The organism is Noviherbaspirillum aridicola, assembly GCF_019656455.1.
Classification (GTDB): Bacteria; Pseudomonadota; Gammaproteobacteria; order Burkholderiales; family Burkholderiaceae_D; genus Noviherbaspirillum; species Noviherbaspirillum aridicola.
In genome coordinates this window covers 39,999-60,223 of the sequence record NZ_BPMK01000022.1, presented here as the reverse complement: position 1 = coordinate 60,223, position 20,225 = coordinate 39,999, and the positions used below count along the sequence as shown (strand labels likewise).

Here is a 20,225-nt window from a genome sequence, read left to right as displayed (position 1 = left end):
CCGAAATGCTCCATCAGTGGAACCACCACTACAACTGGCACCGCCCGCACCAAGGTATCGGCGGCAAAGCACCAATGTCCAGACTCTCAACCAACCGAAATAACCTCTTGCAACTTCACACCTAGCGGGGACCGGCGGGCGCCGCGGATTTGCCGCGCATCAGCCACACGCGGCTCAGCCTGTCCTGCACCAGCGTGCTGTTGACGATGACAAGCCTGCCCTTGTCGTCCATCGCCAGTTTTTCCATCAGCCATCCCTGGTGGCTGCCGTTGGTGCCGCCCGCCGGTCCCGTGCTGTCGGGAATGGCCGACGGCGGCGAAAACGACCGCCCGCCGTCGCCGGAGACCGTCACGCCGAGTCCGCGCGGGTCGCGGCGGTGATCGGGGAAAAGCTCATAGGCGATCGCCAGCCGACCGGCGGCGTCGATGGCGAGATACGGGAAGCGGGCACTGTCGGCCCTGCCCGGCAGCGGCGACGAAACGTCGCGCGCCGGGGCGAAGCTGCGGCCGCCGTCGTCCGAACGGGTGTAGTTGATGCGGAAGCGGCCGAACGGTCCGCCGTCGCTTTGCGCGTAAGCCAGGTGCAGCGCGCCGTCCGGCCCGATGCCGAGCTTGGGCGCGTCCGCGTAGCCGTCTGCCGGCGCCACCGCGACCGGCTTGCCGAACGCCTCGCCGCCGTCGCGCGAGACCGCCAGGTGGATGTCCGCCCCCGCGTCCTCGCCGTGTGTCCAGGCCAGGTAGACCGTCCTGTCGCGGCCGACCGCCAGCGAAGGCGCGCGCGCCGGCCTGGCGGGATCCTCGCCCGCGACGACCCGCGGACGCGAAAACGTCTTGCCGCCGTCGGCCGAGCGCGTGAACCAGAGCGCCCCGTCATACTCGGTCCAGGCCGCGTACACCTCGCCGCCGGGGCCGGCGGCGAGATCCTGGCTGCCGTTGTGCCAGGTTTTCGCGTTGATCCTGCCCTTGCCGTCGCCGCCCACCGAGGCCGAGAGGTTGAGCGGCGGCGAAAAGCTGCGGCCGTCATCCCCGGAGCGGGCGAACAGCATGTCGCCGCCGTGCGAGCCGCCGGAGAAGATGATCTCCTGCCACAGCAGGTAGACGGTCCCCTGCGCGTCCGGCGCCCTTTCCATGCGGGGCAGCCAGGAAAACGTGTCGCCGCTGCGCGAGACGTTCAGCGCCGCCGACAGCGGCCGCCCGTCCGGCCCCAGCCGGCGGAAGAAGACATCCTTGCTCGCCTGGTCGACCCAGGCCACGGCGATGCCGCCGTCGGGACCGATCGAGATCGTCGGGTCGTCCACGTAGCGATAGCGCGACTCGTTCTGCTGCCACGGTCCCTTCTCTCCGGGGCCGTCGGCAATGCCGACGCTGCCTTCCCAGACCAGCGGCGCGGCACGCGCGGGGAGCAGCGGGGAAAGCAGCGTTGACAGCAGCGCGCCGGCCAGCAGGAGGCGTGCGGCCGGCAGCGACGATGAAGAGGCAGGCACGGATTACCGGGATGCGCCGGCTCCGCCGCCGTTGGGGCCGATGCCGTTCATGGCGGGCAGCGTGCGCAGGACCTGCTGCTGCCAGTCGGTCATGTTCTTCATCATCATGTTCTGCAGTTGCGCGGCGCCTGTCATGATGTCCGGCACATGCGGCATTTCCTCCGGCCGCGCTGACGCCGCGGCCGGCAGGCCCTGCGCGGCGGCGTGGCCCGCCTTCATGCCGCCGGCCACGGCGATCTGCGCGATCTGCATGGCAATGCTGGTCATCTTCGTCGTGTAGGCGACGGTCTCCGCCATCGCTTGCGAATATGCCTGGAAGTAGTCCTGATACATCTGTTCCACCGAGGGTTGGCGCGATGACTCTTCAGGCTGTGTCTGGGACTTGGGCACGGCGTTTCCTTTCAGTGAATGCGCGGTGAGCCGGGATGGAACCCGCGAGGTTCCATCCTAGCCAAGCCAGCCGCGAATGGGCCATCGCGGCCATCTCCTTTGGCCTGGATCAGAACGTTGAACGCATACGCCGCGCGTGAACCCGGAAGCGCCATGGACGCGCTATTGCTGTATATTCAGCACACTTCTCCGCGGCAGCGGTTTCAGTGGACGGAAAGGCATGCCTCGTCCGCGCCGACATTACCCGTCTACACGGACCGGACTCCATGCGTTTTCGAAGCCAACTGCTGATCCTCGTGCTCTCGGTCCTGATCCCGGGCTTCCTCGCGGCCATCGTCGCGGTCTGGTACGTCTACAGCGAAGAGCAGCAGGCGCAGGAAAAGGGACTGCAGGAAGCAACCCGCGTGTTCTCCCGCCTGATCGAGACCGAGCTGCGCAGCAGGGAAGGAATACTGCAGACCCTGGCGCGCTCTCCCGTGCTGCGCCAGGGGGATCTGCGGGAGTTCTACGACTTCGCGAAGAGCATGGCGCCCGGTCCCGAGACCACGATCATCCTCGTCAACACGAACAACGAGCAGCTGCTGAACACGCGCGCGCCATTTGGCGCGGAAATTCCAAAACAGCGCGCGTCGAACCTGGTCGCGCTGATGGAACGCCACGGCGCGGACCGTACGCTGGTCTCCGATGTCTTCTTCGCCCCGGTGGGCAAGCGCTTCGACTTCACGCTGCAGGTGCCGGTGCTGCAGGACGGCCGCATCCGCTATTACCTGGTCATGGGTATCAATGCCTCGGCGCTGCAGCCGCTCATGACGCAGCAGGGCTTTCCCCGCGAGTGGCTGGCCACGGTCGTCGACCGCCAGGGCGTCGTCGTGACGCGCTCGCGCGAGCCGGAACGCTTCATCGGCAGGCAGGCCAGCGAGAGTACGCGCAAGTCGCTTTTCTCTGCCACCGAGGGCGTGTTTCGCAGCGTGACGCTGGACAATATCCCGGTCAAGACCTTCTTCAGCCGCGTCGCCCTGTCCGACTGGACGGTCATCATCAGCATTCCGGAAAGCGAGCTGCGGCGCGCGCCGCTGCGGGTCGCGGCCTTCCTGGCCCTGATGCTGGCGGGACTGCTGGGTTTCGCGCTGCTCGCCGCGCGCCGCATTGCCGGGCAAGTGGTCGAACGCATGGAAAGGCTGGGCGAGTCGGCGGACCGGCTCGGCCAGGGGCAGGCGGTCGAATACCGGCCGCAGGGGCTGACCGAAATCGACGCGGTCGGCGCCAGGATCGCCGATGCGAGCAGGCAGATACGACGCAACAAGCAGGAACTGGAGCAACGCGTGGCCGAGGCCGTGGCCAACACGGAACGCGCGCAGCGCGCCCTCCTGCACAGCCAGAAGCTCGAGGCGCTCGGCCGGCTGACCGGCGGCATCGCGCATGAATTCAACAACCTGCTGCAGACGCTCACGACCGCGCTGCAGCTGGCGCGGATGATCTCGACGCAGGAGCGGGTACAGTCCCTGATCGACACCTGCAACAAGGCGGTGCAGCGCGCCACGTCCCTGACCGGCCAGCTCAGCGCCTTCGGCCGCATCCAGGACGCCAGGCTGGAGACCGTGGCATTGAGCCGGCATGTGAGCGTGTTCGAGCAGCTGGTCGAAAACATCCTGCCGTCCAACGTCACGCTGGAAACCCGCGTGCCCGACGGCCTCTGGCCGGTCACGCTCGATCCCACCCAGCTCGAGCTTGCGCTCATCAATCTCGTCATCAACGCCCGCGATGCGATGCCGGCGGGCGGAAGCATCACGATCGAGGCCTGCAACGAGACGCTGGCTTGCGCGCCGGACGGGCTGGCGGCCGGCGATTACCTGCATATCCGGGTGGCCGACACCGGGCTGGGGATGTCGCCGGAAGTCATGGCGAGAGCGCTCGATCCCTTCTTCACGACCAAGGATGTCGGGAAGGGGAGCGGGCTGGGGCTGCCGCAGGCCTACGGCTTCGCGCGGCAGTCGGGGGGCACCCTGCTGCTGCACAGCACCGAGGGCCGGGGGACCGCGATCGACATCTACCTGCCGAGGGCGGCCGCGAAGGACACGGTCCAGCCGGCGCCCGAGACGGCGTCTACCGCCGTGCAACCGGCGCGCGGCGCCCTCCTGTTCGTCGAGGATGATCCGCTGGTCCGCGAAGCCGTCATCCCGGCGCTGGAAGATGCCGGCTATACCGTGCTGCGCGCCGACAGCGTCGAGGCGGCGCTGTCCCTGCTGGACGGCGGCGCCACGGTCGACGCCGTGTTTTCCGACATCGTGATGCCCGGCCGCCTGAGCGGGGTCGACCTGGCGAGGGCGGTCGTCGAGCGCTATCCGCACGTCAGGGTGGTGCTCGCCACCGGCTATTCCGAGCAGCGGATTGCGCTGCCGGGCGTGCAGCTCCTGTCGAAGCCCTACGATTTTTCCGAGGCGCTCAGGGCGCTGGCGGAGACGAGCGCGGGCTAGCGCCGGCTGGCATGGGCCGGCACCGACGTGCGCGCCCGCCACGCCACCCTCACGTCGCTATTGCCTTAGATCAAGTTTTTATGATCTGATGTCGGCGGGAGACCCATGACCGCTCCGCGGGCATCCAACAACCACGACCATCCATATGACGCCCGAAACGGATCAACGGGACGGCACCCGCCGTCTTGCAGACGATGCGCGCTCCGTCGTCTGGGAAATGGACACGAATCGCCGCTGCATCTATCTCGATCCTGGATCGGCGGCGATCGTCGCGCCCGAGGCATTCAGCTTCGACGACTGGACAAGCTACGTCCATCCCGACGATGCGCTGCTGTTCGAGGAAGGCGCGGCCAGCGCGCGCGCCGGCCGGCATCACACGATGGAATACCGGATCGTGCGCAGCGACGGCAGCGTGCGCTGGCTGCTGAGCAACGCGGCGCCCCGGCATGACGCGTCCGGCGCGGTCATCGGATTCGTCGGCAGCCTGTGCGACATCACCTCCCACCACGAAAGCCGCGAGCGACTGCTGCACAGCGAGGCCGAGCACAGGCTGATGACGGAGCACGCCGGCGACATGATCGCGCATCTCGATACGGACGGCCGCTACATCTACGTTTCTCCTTCGCACCGCGATTTCTTCGGCTATCAGCCGGAGGAGATGGTCGGCAGAAAGGCGTCCGACTTTTTGGTGGCGGAGGATCTCGAGCGGGCGGTCGCCACGCGCGCGACCCGGCAGCGCGGGATCGCCACGGCGCGCGGACGCCGGCGCGACGGCAGCGTGTTCTGGATCAGCATCAGCCTGCGCGCGGTGCGCGATCCGCAGACGGGCGAGCGCAAGGGGCTGGTGGCGGTGGGCAGGGACATTTCGCCGCAGGTCGAGGCGGAGCGCGAACTGGCGCTGCGGGAGGAACGCTTCCGCAGCCTCGCCAAGCTGTCATCGGACTGGTACTGGGAGATCGACACGGAAGGCGTGTTCACCTTCATCTCGGAGGGCATACAGCAGCGCCTCGGCCTGCGTCCAGACGAGATCATCGGCCGTCCGATGAGCTACACCGCGCACGATCCGAACGAGCGCGGCGTGCTCGAATTCCTGCGCTGCTTCGCCGCGCGCGAGCCCTTTCGCGACCTGGTGTTCGCGGTCGCGTTGCCGGAGTATCCCGGCATCATCCGGCATGTCCGGATGTCGGGCGAACCCTACTGCATCGACGGCGAGTACCGCGGCTTCCGGGGCGCGACGACGGATGTCACGCGCGAGTTCAGGACGGTGCAGCAGATACAGAAGCTCGCCACCCGCGACACGCTGACCGACCTGCCCAACCGCAGCGTGCTCGATACCCACCTGTCGGCGCTCCTCGCAGACCGGCGGGACGGCACTCCCCGCGGCGTCTTCTTTCTCGACCTCGACCGCTTCAAGGAAGTGAACGATTCGCTCGGCCACCGTTTCGGCGACGAACTCCTGCGCGAAGTGGCGCGCCGCCTGCGTGGCTGCGTGCGGCCGGACGACCTCGTCGCCCGGCTCGGCGGCGATGAGTTCGTGGTGGTCGCGCATTGCCGCAAGGGGCGGCTGTCGGCCTCCCGCATCGCGCAGAAGCTGCTGCATGCGCTGTCGGCGCCGATCATCGTCGATGCCCAGGAACTCAAGGTCGGCGGCTCGGTCGGCATCAGTCTCTATCCGCAGGACGGGGCCACCAGCGAAGCCTTGCTGTCGGCGGCGGATACCGCGCTCTATCGCGCCAAGGAGCAGGGCGGTTCGACCTATTGCTTCTTCACCTCCGAGATGCGCGAACAGGCGCTGCTGCGGCATACGCTGCAGCAGGACATGCGGGGTGCGGCGGGGCGCGGCGAGTTCATGCTGCATTACCAGCCGCGGGTCAGCATGCACCGCCTCCAGGTCGTCTCGGTCGAGGCGCTGATCCGCTGGCGGCATCCCAAGCTCGGCAACATTCCACCCGCGCGCTTCATCGCGCTGGCCGAGGAAAACGGCTGCATCCTCGAGATCGGCAACTGGGTGCTGCGCGAAGCCGTGCGGCAGGTGGCCGCGTGGCGCGCCGGCGGACGCCCGGTCGCGGTATCGGTGAACCTGTCGCCGCGCCAGCTGAACGACCATGCGATCGTCGGCACGGTCCGCCGGATCCTGGCGGAGGAGGGGGTGCCGCCGCATGCGCTGGAGCTGGAAATCACGGAATCGGCCCTGATGGCGGACCAGGACCTCGCGACCGCCGTCATGCGCGAGCTGAAGGCGCTCGGCGTGAGACTGTCGATCGACGACTTCGGCACCGGCTATTCCTCGCTGTCCCACCTGCGCAGATTCCCGCTGGACTGCCTCAAGCTCGACCGTACCTTTTTCGACGAGCAACCGGGCGCGGACATCAATCCGCTCATCCTCGCCGAGTCGATCATCGATCTCGCACATGCGCTGAACCTGACCGTGGTCGCCGAGGGCGTGGAAAGAACCGACCACCTTGATTTCCTCCGCCGCACTTCCTGCGACCAGGTGCAGGGCTATGTGATCAGCCGGCCGGTGCCGCCGGCGGAGCTTGCGCCCATGCTGGACGCGCTGCAGTGCCCGATGCCGGCTCCCTCCGCCCCGCCGGGCCTGGGCAAGATGAACATTCATTCGAACTGACAAGGCATTCAATGGAACGGCAAGCCCTCGCTTCACCCATGCATCCGCCAGCCGAGGCGATCAGGCTTTCCGAACTCATCGGCGCGATGAGCTATGCGCTCGACATCACCGAAGGCCAGCCGCCGGGGCACTGCGTGCGCTGCTGCTGGATCGGCATGCATGTCGGGCGGGAAGCCGGGCTGTCCGACGACCAGCTGTGGGAGCTCTACTACGCGCTGCTGCTCAAGGATCTCGGCTGCAGCAGCAACGCGGCGCGCATCTGCGAGCTGTATCTCGCCGACGACCTGTCATTCAAGCGCGACTTCAAGACGGTGGGCGACAGCCTGCCGCAGGTGCTCTCGTTCGTGCTGACCCATACCGGGCTCAAGGCCGGCCTGGCCGAGCGTTTCCGAAGCGTGCTGACCATCCTGCGCCATGGCGGTGAAATCGCGCAGGAACTGATCGCCACCCGCTGCCAGCGCGGCGCCGGGATCGCCAGGCTGTTGCGCTTTCCCGAGGGCGTCGCGGCGGGCATCTACAGCCTCGATGAACATTTCAACGGCAAGGGAAAGCCCGAGGGCCTGGCCGGCGAAGCGATTCCGGTGCACGCCCGCATCGCCCTGCTGGCCCAGGTGGTCGATGTCTTCCACACCGCGGGCGGGCGCCAGGCCGCAATGGCTGAAGTGCGGCGCCGCTCGGGCACCTGGTTCGACCCGCGCCTGGTGCAGGCATTCGAGCGCGTCGCCGCGCAAGACGGCGGCTTCTGGGCCACGCTCGCATCGCCCGATGTCGACCGCGCGGTGCGCGCGCTGGAACCGGCGGGCCACGAGGTGCCGCTCGACGACGACTATCTCGACGATATCGCCGCGGCCTTCGGCCAGGTGGTCGACTCCAAGAGTCCGTACACGAGCGGGCACAGCGCGCGCGTGGCGCTGTACACCGACATGATCGCGGAAGCGCTCGGCCTGTCGCCGGCGCGGCGGCGCTGGCTCAAGCGCGGCGCGCTGCTGCACGATGTCGGCAAGCTCGGCGTCAGCAACAGCGTGCTCGACAAGGCGGGCAAGCTCGACCGGGAAGAATGGGAGGCGGTGAAGATGCATGCCGTCCATACCGAAACCATCCTCTCCCGTATCGGCGCATTCTCCGAACTCGCCCGGGTCGCCGCCGCGCACCACGAGCGCCTCGACGGCGGCGGCTATCCGCGCGGGATGCCGGCGGACGAGATAGGCATCGAGACGCGGATCATCACCACCGCCGACATCTTCGATGCCATCACCGCGGAGCGCCCCTACCGCGGCGCGATTCCAATACCGAAGGCGCTGGAAATGATGTCGCAGACCGTCGGCACCGCGCTCGATCCGCAGTGTTTCGATGCGCTGCGGCAGGCGATCGCGCGGCTCAAGCCCGAAGCGATGCCGGCGCCGGACATGGGGGCCTGAACCGCCTATCGGAAGGCGGACGCCAGCCAGGCGAGCGCGCCGCAGTTGGCGGCGACGGTCAGCCAGAAGACCTGGCGGAAGGATAGTTTCGACGATTTGTGACGGAAGCTATGCTGGGCGATGAGGGCGCCGGGCCAGCCGCCGAGCAGGCTGAACAGATGCAGCGTGCTTTCCCTGGTTCGCCACCGGTTCGATCGCGCCGCCGACTTGTCGAGACGGTAGGCGACCAGCGTCACCGCGCTCGCGCCGAGATAGAAATAGAGGACCGGCGCCGGCATCTTTCCGGCCAGGACGGACAGGGCGAGCAGCAAGAGAAACGCGACCGCCGCGACCGCCGGCGCCCTCCCCGGGGAGTCGGCGGAACGGCGGCGCGCGGCCGGGGCGCGCACGAAGGCGACGTTCCCGGCGCGGGGCTGCCCCTTGTCATTGGCGCTGAGTTCGTAGGTCACGAGGTCGTTTTCCCCCGGGCGCCGTCCGCGCCCCGCGAACGACTTCACGTGCACGAACACCGGCGGCCCGCCGCCGTTGGGGGTGATGAAACCGAATCCCTGTTCGTCCTTCCAGGTCGTTATTCTTCCCTGGTACCGCGGGCCGCTCCGACCACCCATCGCCGCTCCTTCCATCGCGCAAACGGTCGCCAGTGTAGTGAGACCTGGCGCGGCAGGCAATACGGGCGGTGGCCGGCGCTCACCCGGCGGGCAGTTCGTCGACCTTCGCAATCGTGCCCTGCGCGGTGGCGACGATCTTTTCGCCGTGCCCGTCCCGCGCAAAGACGTCGCAGCGGCACACCGCCTGCCGCCTGCCGGCGTGGATCACCGTCGCCCGCGCCACCAGCGTCGCGCCCACCGCCGGCCGCAGGTAATTGATCTTGAACTCGCTGGTGAGGACCGCCCGGCCGAGACCCATCGCGCCCGCGATCGTCAGCGCATTGTCGGCGAGGTAGCTCAGCACGCCGCCGTGGGCGAATCCGTTCTGCTGCTTGAGTTCATCGCGCAGGGGCAGCGCGAGCGCCACGCCTTCGCCATCCATCCGCTCCAGCGTGGCGCCGAGCAACTGCGTGAACGGCTGGGCGGCCAGGGCCTGGCGTGTCCGCTCCAGAAAATCATCCATGGTCTCCTCCTTCCGGTATGCTCCCAACGTAATTAATTTAGCTATCATTCGGATAGCGCTATCTGAAAGATAGCGGTCAGACCGTGACGGGTCAAGGGAATATGCCGACAAAAAAGAAAGTCATCGAGCCCGGCAGTCCGGTGCGCAACTCCAGCTCCGGCCAGCCGGTCATGGTCGTCCTCGACCTGCTCGGCCGACGCTGGTCGCTGCGCATCCTGTGGGAGCTGCGCGGCGGCGAGCGGCAATCCTTCCGCGCGCTGCAGGAACGCTGCCAGATCACCTCGCCCAATGTGCTCAGCGCCCGCCTCAAGGAGTTGCGCCACGCGCGCGTCGTCGACCTGGAGGAGGGCGGCGGCTACGGCCTCACCGAGAACGGACGCCGCCTGCTGCAGGCCATGCACCCGCTGGCGCTGTGGGCGGAAGACTGGGCCGTCGATATCGGCAGGGAGGATCTCGCGCATCTGCTCAGGATGGCGGGTGGCAAGGTCAAATAGCGCGGTACCCGCCTCCGGCCTCGCCGGATGACCGTTCACGGTCCACCGTCCCGCCGGTCTTGCTTCTGATCCGCCTCAACATGCGGCCCCTTCCCCGGCGTGTAATGAGCGAAGGATACGGAGGCAGCCATGGAGATTCTTGCGAAGCATGAGGTTTGCCGCTTCGGCCGCTACTTCGTGATGGAAGGCCCGGTCCGCACGCCGGACCAGCAGGAAGTGTCGCTGTACTGGGTCGAGGACACCACCGGATCGCCCGTGACCAGCTTCACCTGCGAAGACGTGGCGGTCGATCTCGCAGTGCGGCTGTCGGAATACGATTTCGCGGACGACCTCGATGAGGAAGAGCCGGACGATGTCGAGGAAAGCGGGCCGCACCGGCTGCACTGACGGTCGTTGCGGCCGCCGCTTCACGGGCCCGGCGGGTCCGTCGCCAGATGTCCCTCGCGGTCGAGGATGAAGCGGTCGAGATCGTTCGCCAGGAACAGTCTGCCCGGGTAGAACCGGCGCGCCTCATCGGCGATGTCGGCCACCGACAATCCGCCGTTCCGCTCCCCGCGCTCCTGCCCCTGATAGCGCGGGCTGAAGTGGGTCAGCACCAGGCCGGCGATGCCGGCCTCCGCCGCGAAACGGGCGACCCGGGCGGCGGAACTGTGCTGCGGTCCGGGACCGACCCGGGCAAGCATGTCCTCGGTATAGGTCGCCTCATGAACCAGCACGTCCGCGTCCCGCACGGCGTCGCGCAGCAGGGCGGGGGTGTCGTTGTCGCCGCCGACGACCAGCTTGCGCGGCCTGCGCGCCGGCAGCAGGTAGTCCGCGCCGCGCAGCACGCGGCCGTCGGCGAGCGTGACTTCGCCGCCCTGCTGCAGCAGGCCCCAGTGCGGACCGCGCGCGACGCCCTCGCGCTCCAGCCTGGCGACATCGAGCCGGTTCTCCACGGACTTCTCGGTGAAGCTGTACGCGTAGGACGGCAAGCGGTGCGACAGCGCGACCGGCTGCACCGCGAGGTCCGGCAGCCGCGACAGCGGCGCGAGGTCTTCCACCTCGACGAATTCCAGTGCATACGGCAGGCGCAGCTGCGTCGTTTCCATGACGCCGGCGATGAAGCGCTGCAGCGCGCCCGGCCCCATGATGAGCAGCGGCTCGGTACGGTTGAGCATGCCGGCGCTGGCGAGCAGGCCGGGCAGCCCGTAGCAGTGATCCCCGTGCATGTGCGTGATGAAGACCGCACGCAGGCCCGTCAGCGACAGGCGGGTGTGCAGGATGCGGTGCTGCGTGCCTTCGCCGCAATCGACCAGGTACCAGTGGCGCGCGCCTTCGGAGCGGATCGCGAGTGCCGAAACGTTCCTGGTTTTGGTCGGCGTTCCCGACGAGGTGCCGAGAAACAGGAGCTCCACGCGCGGCTCCTCTCAGGGGGACGCGCGGGGATCGGGCCGGCCGGGGCCGGGCGGCGGCACGGGCGCACGGGACGCGGCCGCGGCGGCATCGAGCAGCGCCAGCACTTCCTCGTCCGTGGTCTGCGCGAAGTCTTCATAGAACTGTCCCACCGACTGGAAGTCGGGCGGCGCCAGCAGGCACACGGCGTCGTCGGCCTGCCCGCCCAGCATATCGAGCGTGGACGGCGCCGCCACCGGCACCGCGAAAATCAGCCTGCCCGCGCCCTCCTGCGCCAGCGCCCTGAGGGCGGCGGCCATGGTTCCGCCGGTCGCGATGCCGTCGTCGACCACGATCGCGGTACGGCCCCGCACCGGCATCCGGGACCGCCCGCCGCAATACACCTCGCGTCGCCGCGCGATCTCGCGCAGCTGGCGCTGTTCTTCGGCCTGCAGGTAGCCGGCCGGGACATCCAGTCTTTTCACCAGGTCGCCGTTGAGCACGACCTGGTGCGGGTCGCCCTCGACCACCGCGCCGAGTCCGAGTTCGGCGAAGCCGGGCGCGCCGATCTTGCGCACCAGCAGCACGTCCATCGGCGCCTGCAGCGCGAGCGCGACTTCATGTGCCACCGGTACGCCGCCGCGCGGCAGGGCCAGCACCACGGGCTGCTCCGTACGCAGATGCGTCAGCGCGGCGGCAAGCTGCCGCCCGGCGTCGCGCCGGTCGGCAAAAGGCGGGTAATCGGGATGCATGGCGGTCTCCTTTTCCATGAGCACGGAGCGCGCGGGCGCCGGCTCACGCTCCCTGTCCCTGGAACAGCATCAGCGCGCCATCGATCACGATGGTCGTGCCGTGGATGTAGCGCGCCTTTTCGCTGGCGAGGAACACCGCGGCGTGCGCGATCTCTTCCGGCATCGCGGCGCGCTTCATCGGGATCGACTGCACCTGCCTGTGGCGCGCCGCCGGATCGTCAACGGCTTCCTGGTTCATCGGGGTCAGCACCATGCCGGGCGCGATGTTGTTGACGTTGATGTTCTTCTCGGCCACCTCCAGCGCGAGCGTGGTGGTCAGGTTGCGCAGGCCGCCCTTGGATGCGTCATAGGCCGCCGATCCGGCGCGCGGGATTTCCTGGTGCACGCTGGTGATGTTGATGATGGTGCCGTGGCGGCCGCTGCCGTCGAGCATGCGGATGAACTCGCGGCAGCAGTAGAAGGGGCCGAAGAGATTGGTGCGCAGCGTGGCTTCCCATTCCTCGTCGGTGGTGTCGCTGACCGGCTTGCCGGAACCGTCCATGCCGGCATTGTTGACCAGGATGGTCGGCACGCCCATGCGCGCCCTGACCTCGTCGAACAGCTGCCGGACCTTGCCGGAATCGCGCTGGTCGAGCTGGAAGACGGCGGCCTTCGCGCCCGTCTTTTCCACTTCCGCCGCCGTCTGTTCCGCGCCGGCCCTGTCGCTGCGCCAGGTGATCACCACGTCGGCGCCTTCCCGCGCCATCTCGATCGCGGTCGCCCTGCCGATGCCGGAATCGGCGCCGGTGACGATCGCCAGTTCGTTTCCGAGTAATTTCCCGCTCATTTCGACTCCCGCATAGGATGGACATGCCACGGCGCCGGGCGGCGCCGACTCATGTTCGACCTCCTGCGCAGAATCAGTTCCGGCAACCCGAAGTCAAATCAGAATGCATAGCGGACACTTGCCGAGCGCCTTGCGCGAGAGGAACACATGAATCTTGAAAAGGTCGTTTTCGCTTTCTTCACCGTATTCGCCGCCACGCTCAACTTCGGGTTTTTCCTGGGCGACATCGATCGCCCGGAACTGCACAACGTCTACGAGCTGTTCGCCGCCATCGTCGTCAATCTGATCGCGACCGTGCTCAAGTTCGGCGACCGCACGCAGATCGGCGCGGTGCACCTGTCGACCAGCCTGGTGGCGGACATCCAGCTCATCGCCGCCGCCGTGCTGTGGGCGGTGGTCGTGCATGTGACGGGCACGGGCATGACCGAGGACGCCACCGCGAGCATCGTGTCGCTTTCCGGCGGCGCGCTGCTGGCCAATATCGTGTCGCTCGTGCTGCTGATCATCGAGACGGTGATGATGCGGCGCTGACCATGAACAGCGTCTTCTTCCTCGTCCTGCGCCGCATGCGGGCGCCGCTGATCGTGCTGATCGTGGTCTATGCGGTCTCGGTGCTCGGCCTGGCCCTGGTGCCCGGGGCGGACGCGGACGGCAATCCGGCACCGCCGATGAGCATCTTCCATGCCTTCTATTTCGTCAGCTACACCGCCACCACCATCGGCTTCGGCGAAATCCCCTCCGCCTTCTCCAACGGTCAGCGGCTGTGGGCCACCGTCACCATCTACCTGACCGTCATCGCCTGGTCGTACTCCATCCTGACCCTGCTCGCGCTGCTGCAGGACAAGGCCTTCCAGCACACGCTGGTGGCGTCCCGCTTCGAGCGGCGGGTGGCGCGCATACGCTCGCCGTTCTACCTGGTCTGCGGCTGCGGCGAGACCGGCAGCCTGATCTGCCGAGCGCTCGACCTGATGGGCCTGGATTTCGTCATCCTGGAAAAGGATGCGCAGCGGGTGGAGGAACTCGACCTGGAAGACTTCAAGACCAACGACCCGGCGCTGGCGGGCGACGCGCGGCATTCCGGCAACCTGCTGATGGCCGGGCTGCGGCATCGCTACTGCCGCGGCGTGCTGGCGGTGACCAACGACGAGGTGGTGAACCTGGCGATCGCGATCAACGTGCGGCTGCTCAATCCCGACATCCCCATCCTGGCGCGCGCCCGCAGCCCGGCGGTCACCGCCAACATGGCATCCTTCGGCACGCACCACATCGTCAATGCCTACGAGCGCTTCGCCGAATACCTCGCGCTTGCGGTCTCGGCGCCGGAACGCTTCCGGCTGATCGAAATCCTGACCGGCCTGCCGGCGACGCCGGTGCCGGAGATACACCGGCCGCCGCGCGGGCACTGGATCATCTGCGGCTACGGCCACTTCGGGCAGGCGGTGGCACGCTATCTCGCGCTGCCGGGCATCGATCTGACCGTCATCGATCCCGATGCCGACGAGCCGGAGAACGGCCGCCTCGTGCGCGGCCTCGGCAGCGAGGCGGCGATACTCGAGCAGGCCGGCGTGGCGGATGCGGCCGGCATCGTCGCCGGCAGCAACAACGACATCGACAATCTCTCGATCGCGATGATGGCCAAACGGCTCAACCCGGACGTATTCATCGTGCTGCGCCAGAATCACGCCGCCAACGACCTGCTGTTCGATACCTTTCGCGCGGATTTCAGCATGGTGCACACCCGGGTAGTGGCGCAGGAATGCATATCCATCCTCACCACCCCGCTGCTGGCCCGTTTTCTGGCGCGGGTGCGCGGCATGGACGAGGACTGGTGCCGCACCCTGGCGGGCAGGCTGGAAGACCTCTGGGACGGGCTGCTGCCCGAGGTCTGGGGCGTGCACCTGGACGCCGCCGGCGCGCCGGCGGTGCATGAGGCGCTGGTCAAGGGGCGCCGGCTGAACCTGTGCCAGCTGATCGCCGACAGCGCCCAGCGCAGCACCGGGCTTCCGGTCATCGTCCTGATGGTGGAACGCGGCGGCAGCGTGCATTTGCTGCCCGACGAGGAATTCCCGCTGCAGGCCGGCGACTCGCTGCTGCTGGCCGGGCAGCACGCGGTCCGTGCCGCGCTCGAACTGCCGCTGAAGAATATCAATGCATTCGAGTACCTGGTCACCGGCCAGAGCGGCCGCGCCGGCTGGTTCTGGCAGCGATTCATGCCCGCACCGCGCCGCAAGGCGCCCGGCTGAGCAGCTGCGCGCGGGATCGGCACGAAATATGCAAACCCCTGCGGCCGGAAGCGGTCGTACCCGATCGCGCACAACCTGACAGGAGCAATGCATATGGAGAACTTTGTGGTCGCCGTTTTCGCCGATTACGATCAGGCGCGCCTTGCCGCGCAGGCGCTGGAGGGCGCCGGATTCAATCCGGCCGATGTGCAGCTGAGCCCGGAGGCGGGCAATGCTTCCACCGGGCAGGACGGCGCAGGAACGGCAATGCGCAGCGATGACGACGCGCCGCCGCGCAACCAGTGCGTGCTGTCAATAGAGGCCGGCAGCGAGACGCGGCGCCAGCAGGCGCTGGACATCGTGCGGGACTACGGACCGCTGGAGGTTTCGCAGCGCGCCGGCCGCTGGACTGACGACGGCTACCAGAGCTTCGATGAGCCGGCGCCGGGCAGCGCCGCGCGGCGCGCGGCGGGAGAAGGCGCCGCCCCCGCCGCCCGCGGCGGGCATCACGGGGGCTGAGCAAGTCCTGCGCCGCCGGCCGGAGGGGCCGGCGGCTGGTATGGCAGGCGTGGTTGCGCGGGCTCGGCTGCGACTACGCGTGACGCCCGTGCCGCCAGTGGTCGACGGCACCCGACCTGAATGCCGCCCACAGCGCCAGCACTGCCACCAGGATGCCCGTGGCGAGCGTGCTGTTGGTCGCCGTCGCATTGCCCGCGAAGCCGAGCAGCCAGGGCGAGGCGATGGCCCACGCGCCGAGCAGGAAGTTGAGAATTTCTTCCCATGCCTTCGGCACGTAGAGGGCAGCGGCCGCGATGAGCGCGATGGCGGCGCCGACTATCCACGCGTTGGTCGCCGCCCGGGGCAGCTCGTCCGTGAAGTTCAGCGCCCACGGGGAAACGAACAGCCATGCGCCGAGCAGCAGGTTGAGCCAGTCGTGCCAGTAACGGGTTTTCATGGTGTTTGCCTCCTTTCCTTGCGACAGAAGAATCAGCGTTGCGATGAATGGCGCCGGCCTAGCCGGCGCTGATCTCGATGCGGCGCGGCTGCACGTGCGCGGCCTTCGGGATGCGCAGCGTGAGCACGCCGTTCTTCAGCTCGGCGCTCGCCTTTTCCGGGTCGAGCTCATTCGAGAGCGTGAAGCTGCGCCGGTAGCGCGGCATCTTCACCTCGGCGAAGCGCGACGCCATGTCCTGCGGCAGGTCCAGCGCCATCTCGCCTTCGATCGAGAGCTTGTCGGCCTCGAGATGAATGCCGAGCCTGTCCTTCGGCACGCCGGGCATGTCGGCGATCAGCGTGATGCCGGCGCCGTCCTCGATGACATCGACCGCCGGCGCCAGGGCCGCGGCTTCGTCCCTGCGCTCGCCATCATCGGGCGTCGACGGCACCGCGCGGGCATTGCTGCGTGCGAGTTCGGTGGTGTCGTTCATGATGTCCTCCATTCAATGCACTTCGATGCGGCGCGGCTGCGCCGACTCGCGCCGGCGTATGCTCACGTGCAGGACGCCGTCCTGGCAGCGCGCGCTGACGCCGTCCGGGTCCACGTCCTCCGGCAGGCTGACCACGCGCCTGAACTGGCCGGCGAAGCGTTCGTTCATGTGCACGGTGGCGCGGTCTTCCCCGGTTGACAGGGCGTCCGCGCGGGAGCCGGACAGGGTGAGCGCGCCGCTTTCCACGGCCACCTCGATCGATGCCGGGTCAAGCCCGGGAACGAACGCATACAGCTCCATCGATTGCGGGGTGTGGCCGATGTTCAGGGCCGGGAAGCCGCCACGGCCGAGGCCGCGGATGCTGGCGGGAGAGAGGTCGAAGAATTGCTCGATCTGCCTCTGGAGACTGGCGATCTCGGAGAACAGATCCTGCGGAAACGTCGATCGATACAACATGATTGCCTCCTTTCCGACGAGTGTCGCTTCAACGAGGTTTCGCGCATGCCTTAGACGCGCAAGTGATTTTTGTGTTCCCGTGCCGCGCGCGGGCGAGGGCACCGGCACCGGCATCGCCGGCGGCGCCGGGCACTACCGCGCCGATTCAATGTCTGCCGTCCATGAGCCGAGGCGCCGCCGGCGCCCTCATGCCAGGACAACCGACGACACGCTGATGGACGCCACGCCCGAACTCGATTTTTTCCCGCCGATAGAACCCCGCCGCACCGGAAGGCTGCGGGTCGGCGGCATCCACGACCTCTACTGGGAGGAAAGCGGCAACCCGGACGGCATTCCCGTCGTTTACGTGCATGGCGGGCCGGGCGGCGGTTCGTCGCCGGAAAAGCGCCGCTGGTACGACCCCGACGCCTACCGCATCATTCTTTTCGACCAGCGCGGCGCCTATCGCTCCACGCCGGTCGGCGAGGTGCGGGAGAACACCACGCAGCTGCTGGTCGAAGACATGGAGGCGCTGCGCAGGATGCTCGGCGTGGAGAAATGGCTGGTCACCGGCGGTTCCTGGGGAACGACGCTCTCGCTTGCGTATGGCCAAAGCTATCCCGACGCCTGCCTCGGCTTCGTCCTGCGCGGCATCTTTCTCGGCAGCCCGGATGAGATCGAATGGTTCCTGTACGGGATGCACCGCTTCTTTCCCAAGGCGCACGAAGATTTCGCGGGCTGGGTCGACGAGTCGGAACGCGGCGATCTCCTGACCGCCTACGAGAAGAGGCTGTTTTCCGACGATGCCGGCCTGCGCATGGAGGCGGCGCGCAGGTGGTTCAGGTACACCGAGGCGTGTTCACTGCTGCGCCACGATCCCGACCTGGTGGAGCAGGCGTCGAAGGATGACACGGTGGTGTACGGCACCGGCCGGCTCGACGCGTTCTACTTCAGGAACGAGATGTTCCTGACGGAGCGACAGCTGGAGCAAGGCATCGCACGCATTGCCCATCTGCCGGTCATGATCATCCAGGGCGGCCACGACCTCATCGCGCCGCCGCAGGCCGCGTACCGCATCCACAAGGCCTGGCCGGGCTCGGTGCTGCACATCGTGCACGACGCCGGGCACTCTCCCGCCGAGCCGGGAATACGCCGCAAGGCGATAGAGGCGCTCGAAATGTACAAGCGCGAGCGACGCTTCGACGCCGGGAGGCTGGGGGCGTCCGGCCCGGTGTGACGAAGCGGCCGGCTTGCGGCAAACCTTTGCAGTCAGCATGGCGAGGCGCGGGATGGAAAAGAAGGCGGGATTCGACCTGGAGATCGACGACGATCCGCGGCAGCAGCAGCGGGAATGGGTCATGCAGCGTATCGGATGGGCGGTCCTGACCGGATTGCTGATCGCGGTCACGTTCGGGCTGTTCGGACGCGGCGGACCGCTGAGCGAGGTGAAGCTGCCCTCGCAGCGCGGGGAATTCCTGCTCGAGTACGACCGCTTTCTTCGCTACCACTCGCCGGACATGATGCGGGTGTCGTTCACCGCCGGCGCGCAGCACACCCGCCTGAAGATAGACAGCGAGTATGCGAGCCACGTCCAGTTCGAGCGGATCACGCCGGCGCCCGAGCGCGAGATCAACGAAGACGGCGCGGTCACCTATGTGTTCAATACCCAGCCCGGTGCCGGGACGGTGGTGACGTTTCATTTCTCGCCGCAGAAGTACTGGCGCCTGAAAGGATGGCTGGCGGTGGAGGATACGCCGGCCTTGCACTTCAGCCAGTTCGTTTATCCCTAGCCGGAGACCCATCATGGAACTCATCTTCCGCACCGCGGGCATCTACCTCTTTCTGCTGATCCTGTTTCGCGTGCTGGGGAAACGCTCGCTGTCCGAATTGTCGGCCTTCGATTTCATCCTGTTTCTCATCATCAGCGAGGCGGTTCAGAACGCCCTGGTCGACGAAGACAAGTCGGTGGTCATGGGACTGACGGTGATCCTCACCTTTCTCATGCTCGACCTGGGTCTGTCCGTGCTCAAGGCCAGGTATGGCGTCTTCGAAAAGATTGCAGAAGGCGTGCCCCTGGTGCTCGTCGACCGCGGCGAGATCCTGCAGGAAAACATGAAGCGGGCGCGGGTCACCTACAGCGACATCCTGCAGACCGCGCGGGAGAGCCAGGGCCTGGAGCGGCTGAGCCAGATCAAGTACGCGGTGCTGGAAACCTCGGGCGCGATATCGATCATCCCGGCGGACGGCGCGGAGGGAGAGACGATCGGCGCGAGGCTGGATGCGCTGGAGGAAAAACTGGACCGGGTGCTGGCGCGCGCGCGGCGTTCGGACGGCGACCGTTCCTAGCATCGGCCGTACCGACGATGGCAGCGTTCGCCGTTTCCCGGGCACGGAACACGCAGGCCGTCGCAGCCGCCCGAGCGCTTCACCATCGAAGGATGCACCGGGTACCGGTCGTTCGACCCTGCACCGCATCGCGCGGCTTTGAACTCGGTCCGCCGCGTCAACTCGAAATGGAGTCCCGCGATTCCGGTCATTCCGGGCCGGCCGCGGCCCGGTTCTTCCCGTCCCGTATCGCCATCAATCATTGAAGGAGCCCCCAGATGGACAGCACCATGAATGAAGGCAACAACTCCTTTCCCGTCGACCGCCCCGTCGAGGCCTTGCTGCGGGACCACCAGATGGTCCGCACGCTGGTCGAGTCCTACCGCAATACTGACAGCGATCAGGTAAAGATCAATGCTGCGGAGCAGATCCTGATGCTGCTCGAAACGCACTCTTTGCTCGAGGAAGGCGTTTTCTATCCCGGCGTGCGCGACGTGAATCCGGAGATGATCGATCACTTCGAACAGGAGCACCAGAAGACCGACGAGATGCTTGCCGAGCTCAAGCGCATTTCGCTCAGCGACCCGCAGGCTTTCACGATCTTCGAACAGGTGGTCGAAGCCACCCTGCATCATATCGAGGAAGAGGAGAATGAATTCTTCCCGCAGCTCGAGCAGGCGAACATGGACATGACGCCGCTCGGTCTGCAGATGCAGGCGCATGAAGCCAACCTCGCGCATATCCAGGCGCAGGCCAACCAGCAGGGCGCGCGCCGCTGACATCCCGCCGTACCCGATCCTGTCTTGAGGTCCCGCATGGTCGGGACTTTTTTTCGCTTCCGTCCGTGCAACGTTCATACCGATTTTTTGTCC

The 20,225-nt window shown here is 67.4% G+C and carries 23 protein-coding genes; 13 read left to right on the top strand and 10 right to left on the bottom strand.

The features are described 5' to 3' along the window. Positions 1-5: 5 nt before the first annotated feature. The gene (locus NCCP691_RS20140) at positions 6-125 is read left to right on the top strand and encodes a hypothetical protein (RefSeq protein WP_373870352.1); all 120 of its coding nucleotides are present in this window, start codon (positions 6-8) and stop codon (positions 123-125) included. Here NCCP691_RS20140 and NCCP691_RS20135 read toward each other — a convergent pair. Both NCCP691_RS20135 and NCCP691_RS20130 read right to left on the bottom strand, forming a co-directional pair. Continuing rightward, positions 122-1,483, bottom strand: a complete 1,362-nt coding sequence (locus NCCP691_RS20135; protein ID WP_220810359.1) for a sialidase family protein — start codon at positions 1,481-1,483, stop codon at positions 122-124. The two genes, NCCP691_RS20140 and NCCP691_RS20135, sit on opposite strands and share 4 nt — an antisense overlap. Before the next feature lie 3 nt (positions 1,484-1,486). Further along, positions 1,487-1,873, bottom strand: a complete 387-nt coding sequence (locus tag NCCP691_RS20130; RefSeq protein ID WP_220810358.1) for a hypothetical protein — start codon at positions 1,871-1,873, stop codon at positions 1,487-1,489. Positions 1,874-2,139: 266 nt separating this feature from the next. On the opposite strand from NCCP691_RS20130, the gene NCCP691_RS20125 reads away from it, so the two are divergent. The 3 genes from NCCP691_RS20125 to NCCP691_RS20115 all read left to right on the top strand — a co-directional run bounded on the left by NCCP691_RS20125 (position 2,140) and on the right by NCCP691_RS20115 (position 8,391). Continuing rightward, the gene (locus NCCP691_RS20125; RefSeq protein WP_220810357.1) at positions 2,140-4,347 is read left to right on the top strand and encodes an ATP-binding protein; all 2,208 of its coding nucleotides are present in this window, start codon (positions 2,140-2,142) and stop codon (positions 4,345-4,347) included. A gap of 145 nt (positions 4,348-4,492) precedes the next feature. Then, a complete protein-coding gene (locus NCCP691_RS20120; protein WP_220810356.1) occupies positions 4,493-6,973 on the top strand; it encodes a sensor domain-containing protein in 2,481 nt (826 codons plus the stop codon). Between the two features lie 11 nt (positions 6,974-6,984). Beyond that, positions 6,985-8,391, top strand: coding sequence for an HD-GYP domain-containing protein (locus tag NCCP691_RS20115; protein WP_274387245.1), 1,407 nt, complete (start codon positions 6,985-6,987; stop codon positions 8,389-8,391). 5 nt (positions 8,392-8,396) lie between these two features. Here NCCP691_RS20115 and NCCP691_RS20110 read toward each other — a convergent pair whose 3' ends face one another. Beyond that, complete coding sequence (locus tag NCCP691_RS20110; RefSeq protein ID WP_220810355.1) at positions 8,397-8,999, bottom strand: DUF1294 domain-containing protein; 603 nt, start codon at positions 8,997-8,999, stop codon at positions 8,397-8,399. 79 nt (positions 9,000-9,078) lie between these two features. Further along, complete coding sequence (locus tag NCCP691_RS20105; RefSeq protein WP_220810354.1) at positions 9,079-9,501, bottom strand: PaaI family thioesterase; 423 nt, start codon at positions 9,499-9,501, stop codon at positions 9,079-9,081. Positions 9,502-9,602: 101 nt separating this feature from the next. Here NCCP691_RS20105 and NCCP691_RS20100 point away from each other — a divergent pair, with 101 nt between their 5' ends. Both NCCP691_RS20100 and NCCP691_RS20095 read left to right on the top strand, forming a co-directional pair. Further along, on the top strand, positions 9,603-9,995 hold the full coding sequence (locus tag NCCP691_RS20100) for a winged helix-turn-helix transcriptional regulator (protein WP_238482519.1): 393 nt from the start codon (positions 9,603-9,605) through the stop codon (positions 9,993-9,995). A gap of 129 nt (positions 9,996-10,124) precedes the next feature. Beyond that, on the top strand, positions 10,125-10,382 hold the full coding sequence (locus NCCP691_RS20095; protein WP_220810353.1) for a hypothetical protein: 258 nt from the start codon (positions 10,125-10,127) through the stop codon (positions 10,380-10,382). A 20-nt stretch (positions 10,383-10,402) separates the two neighbouring features. Here the strand turns inward: NCCP691_RS20095 and NCCP691_RS20090 are convergent, their stop codons facing one another. Genes NCCP691_RS20090 through NCCP691_RS20080 form a run of 3 tightly spaced genes read right to left on the bottom strand, consistent with a single transcriptional unit; the run spans position 10,403 to position 12,944 of the window. Then, a complete protein-coding gene (locus NCCP691_RS20090) occupies positions 10,403-11,389 on the bottom strand; it encodes an MBL fold metallo-hydrolase (protein WP_220810352.1) in 987 nt (328 codons plus the stop codon). Positions 11,390-11,401: 12 nt separating this feature from the next. Continuing rightward, a complete protein-coding gene (locus NCCP691_RS20085; RefSeq protein ID WP_220810351.1) occupies positions 11,402-12,118 on the bottom strand; it encodes a phosphoribosyltransferase in 717 nt (238 codons plus the stop codon). Positions 12,119-12,161: 43 nt separating this feature from the next. Then, complete coding sequence (locus tag NCCP691_RS20080; RefSeq protein ID WP_220810350.1) at positions 12,162-12,944, bottom strand: SDR family oxidoreductase; 783 nt, start codon at positions 12,942-12,944, stop codon at positions 12,162-12,164. Between the two features lie 147 nt (positions 12,945-13,091). Here NCCP691_RS20080 and NCCP691_RS20075 point away from each other — a divergent pair, with 147 nt between their 5' ends. The 3 genes from NCCP691_RS20075 (at position 13,092) to NCCP691_RS20065 (ending at position 15,685) form a co-directional block, all read left to right on the top strand. Further along, positions 13,092-13,475, top strand: coding sequence for a DUF6394 family protein (locus NCCP691_RS20075; protein WP_220810349.1), 384 nt, complete (start codon positions 13,092-13,094; stop codon positions 13,473-13,475). A 2-nt stretch (positions 13,476-13,477) separates the two neighbouring features. Next, complete coding sequence (locus tag NCCP691_RS20070) at positions 13,478-15,187, top strand: potassium channel family protein (protein ID WP_220810348.1); 1,710 nt, start codon at positions 13,478-13,480, stop codon at positions 15,185-15,187. Positions 15,188-15,280: 93 nt separating this feature from the next. After that, positions 15,281-15,685, top strand: coding sequence for a hypothetical protein (locus NCCP691_RS20065; protein ID WP_220810347.1), 405 nt, complete (start codon positions 15,281-15,283; stop codon positions 15,683-15,685). A 73-nt stretch (positions 15,686-15,758) separates the two neighbouring features. Here the strand turns inward: NCCP691_RS20065 and NCCP691_RS20060 are convergent, their stop codons facing one another. The 3 genes from NCCP691_RS20060 to NCCP691_RS20050 are packed head-to-tail and all read right to left on the bottom strand — an operon-like array spanning position 15,759 to position 17,049. Further along, positions 15,759-16,121: an SPW repeat protein gene (locus NCCP691_RS20060; RefSeq protein WP_220810346.1), complete on the bottom strand. Its 363-nt coding sequence runs from the start codon at positions 16,119-16,121 to the stop codon at positions 15,759-15,761. 58 nt (positions 16,122-16,179) lie between these two features. Then, positions 16,180-16,593 carry an Hsp20/alpha crystallin family protein gene (locus tag NCCP691_RS20055; protein WP_220810345.1) on the bottom strand — a complete coding sequence of 138 codons (414 nt, stop codon included), beginning with the start codon at positions 16,591-16,593 and terminating at the stop codon, positions 16,180-16,182. Between the two features lie 12 nt (positions 16,594-16,605). Beyond that, the gene (locus NCCP691_RS20050; RefSeq protein WP_220810344.1) at positions 16,606-17,049 is read right to left on the bottom strand and encodes an Hsp20/alpha crystallin family protein; all 444 of its coding nucleotides are present in this window, start codon (positions 17,047-17,049) and stop codon (positions 16,606-16,608) included. Between the two features lie 214 nt (positions 17,050-17,263). On the opposite strand from NCCP691_RS20050, the gene pip reads away from it, so the two are divergent. The 4 genes from pip to NCCP691_RS20030 all read left to right on the top strand — a co-directional run bounded on the left by pip (position 17,264) and on the right by NCCP691_RS20030 (position 20,132). Next, on the top strand, positions 17,264-18,265 hold the full coding sequence (gene pip / locus NCCP691_RS20045; RefSeq protein ID WP_220810343.1) for a prolyl aminopeptidase: 1,002 nt from the start codon (positions 17,264-17,266) through the stop codon (positions 18,263-18,265). Positions 18,266-18,302: 37 nt separating this feature from the next. Next, the gene (locus NCCP691_RS20040; RefSeq protein WP_220810342.1) at positions 18,303-18,818 is read left to right on the top strand and encodes a hypothetical protein; all 516 of its coding nucleotides are present in this window, start codon (positions 18,303-18,305) and stop codon (positions 18,816-18,818) included. A 13-nt stretch (positions 18,819-18,831) separates the two neighbouring features. Further along, on the top strand, positions 18,832-19,374 hold the full coding sequence (locus tag NCCP691_RS20035; RefSeq protein WP_220810341.1) for a DUF421 domain-containing protein: 543 nt from the start codon (positions 18,832-18,834) through the stop codon (positions 19,372-19,374). A 257-nt stretch (positions 19,375-19,631) separates the two neighbouring features. Beyond that, positions 19,632-20,132, top strand: a complete 501-nt coding sequence (locus NCCP691_RS20030) for a hemerythrin domain-containing protein (protein ID WP_220810340.1) — start codon at positions 19,632-19,634, stop codon at positions 20,130-20,132. Positions 20,133-20,225 lie beyond the last annotated feature (93 nt).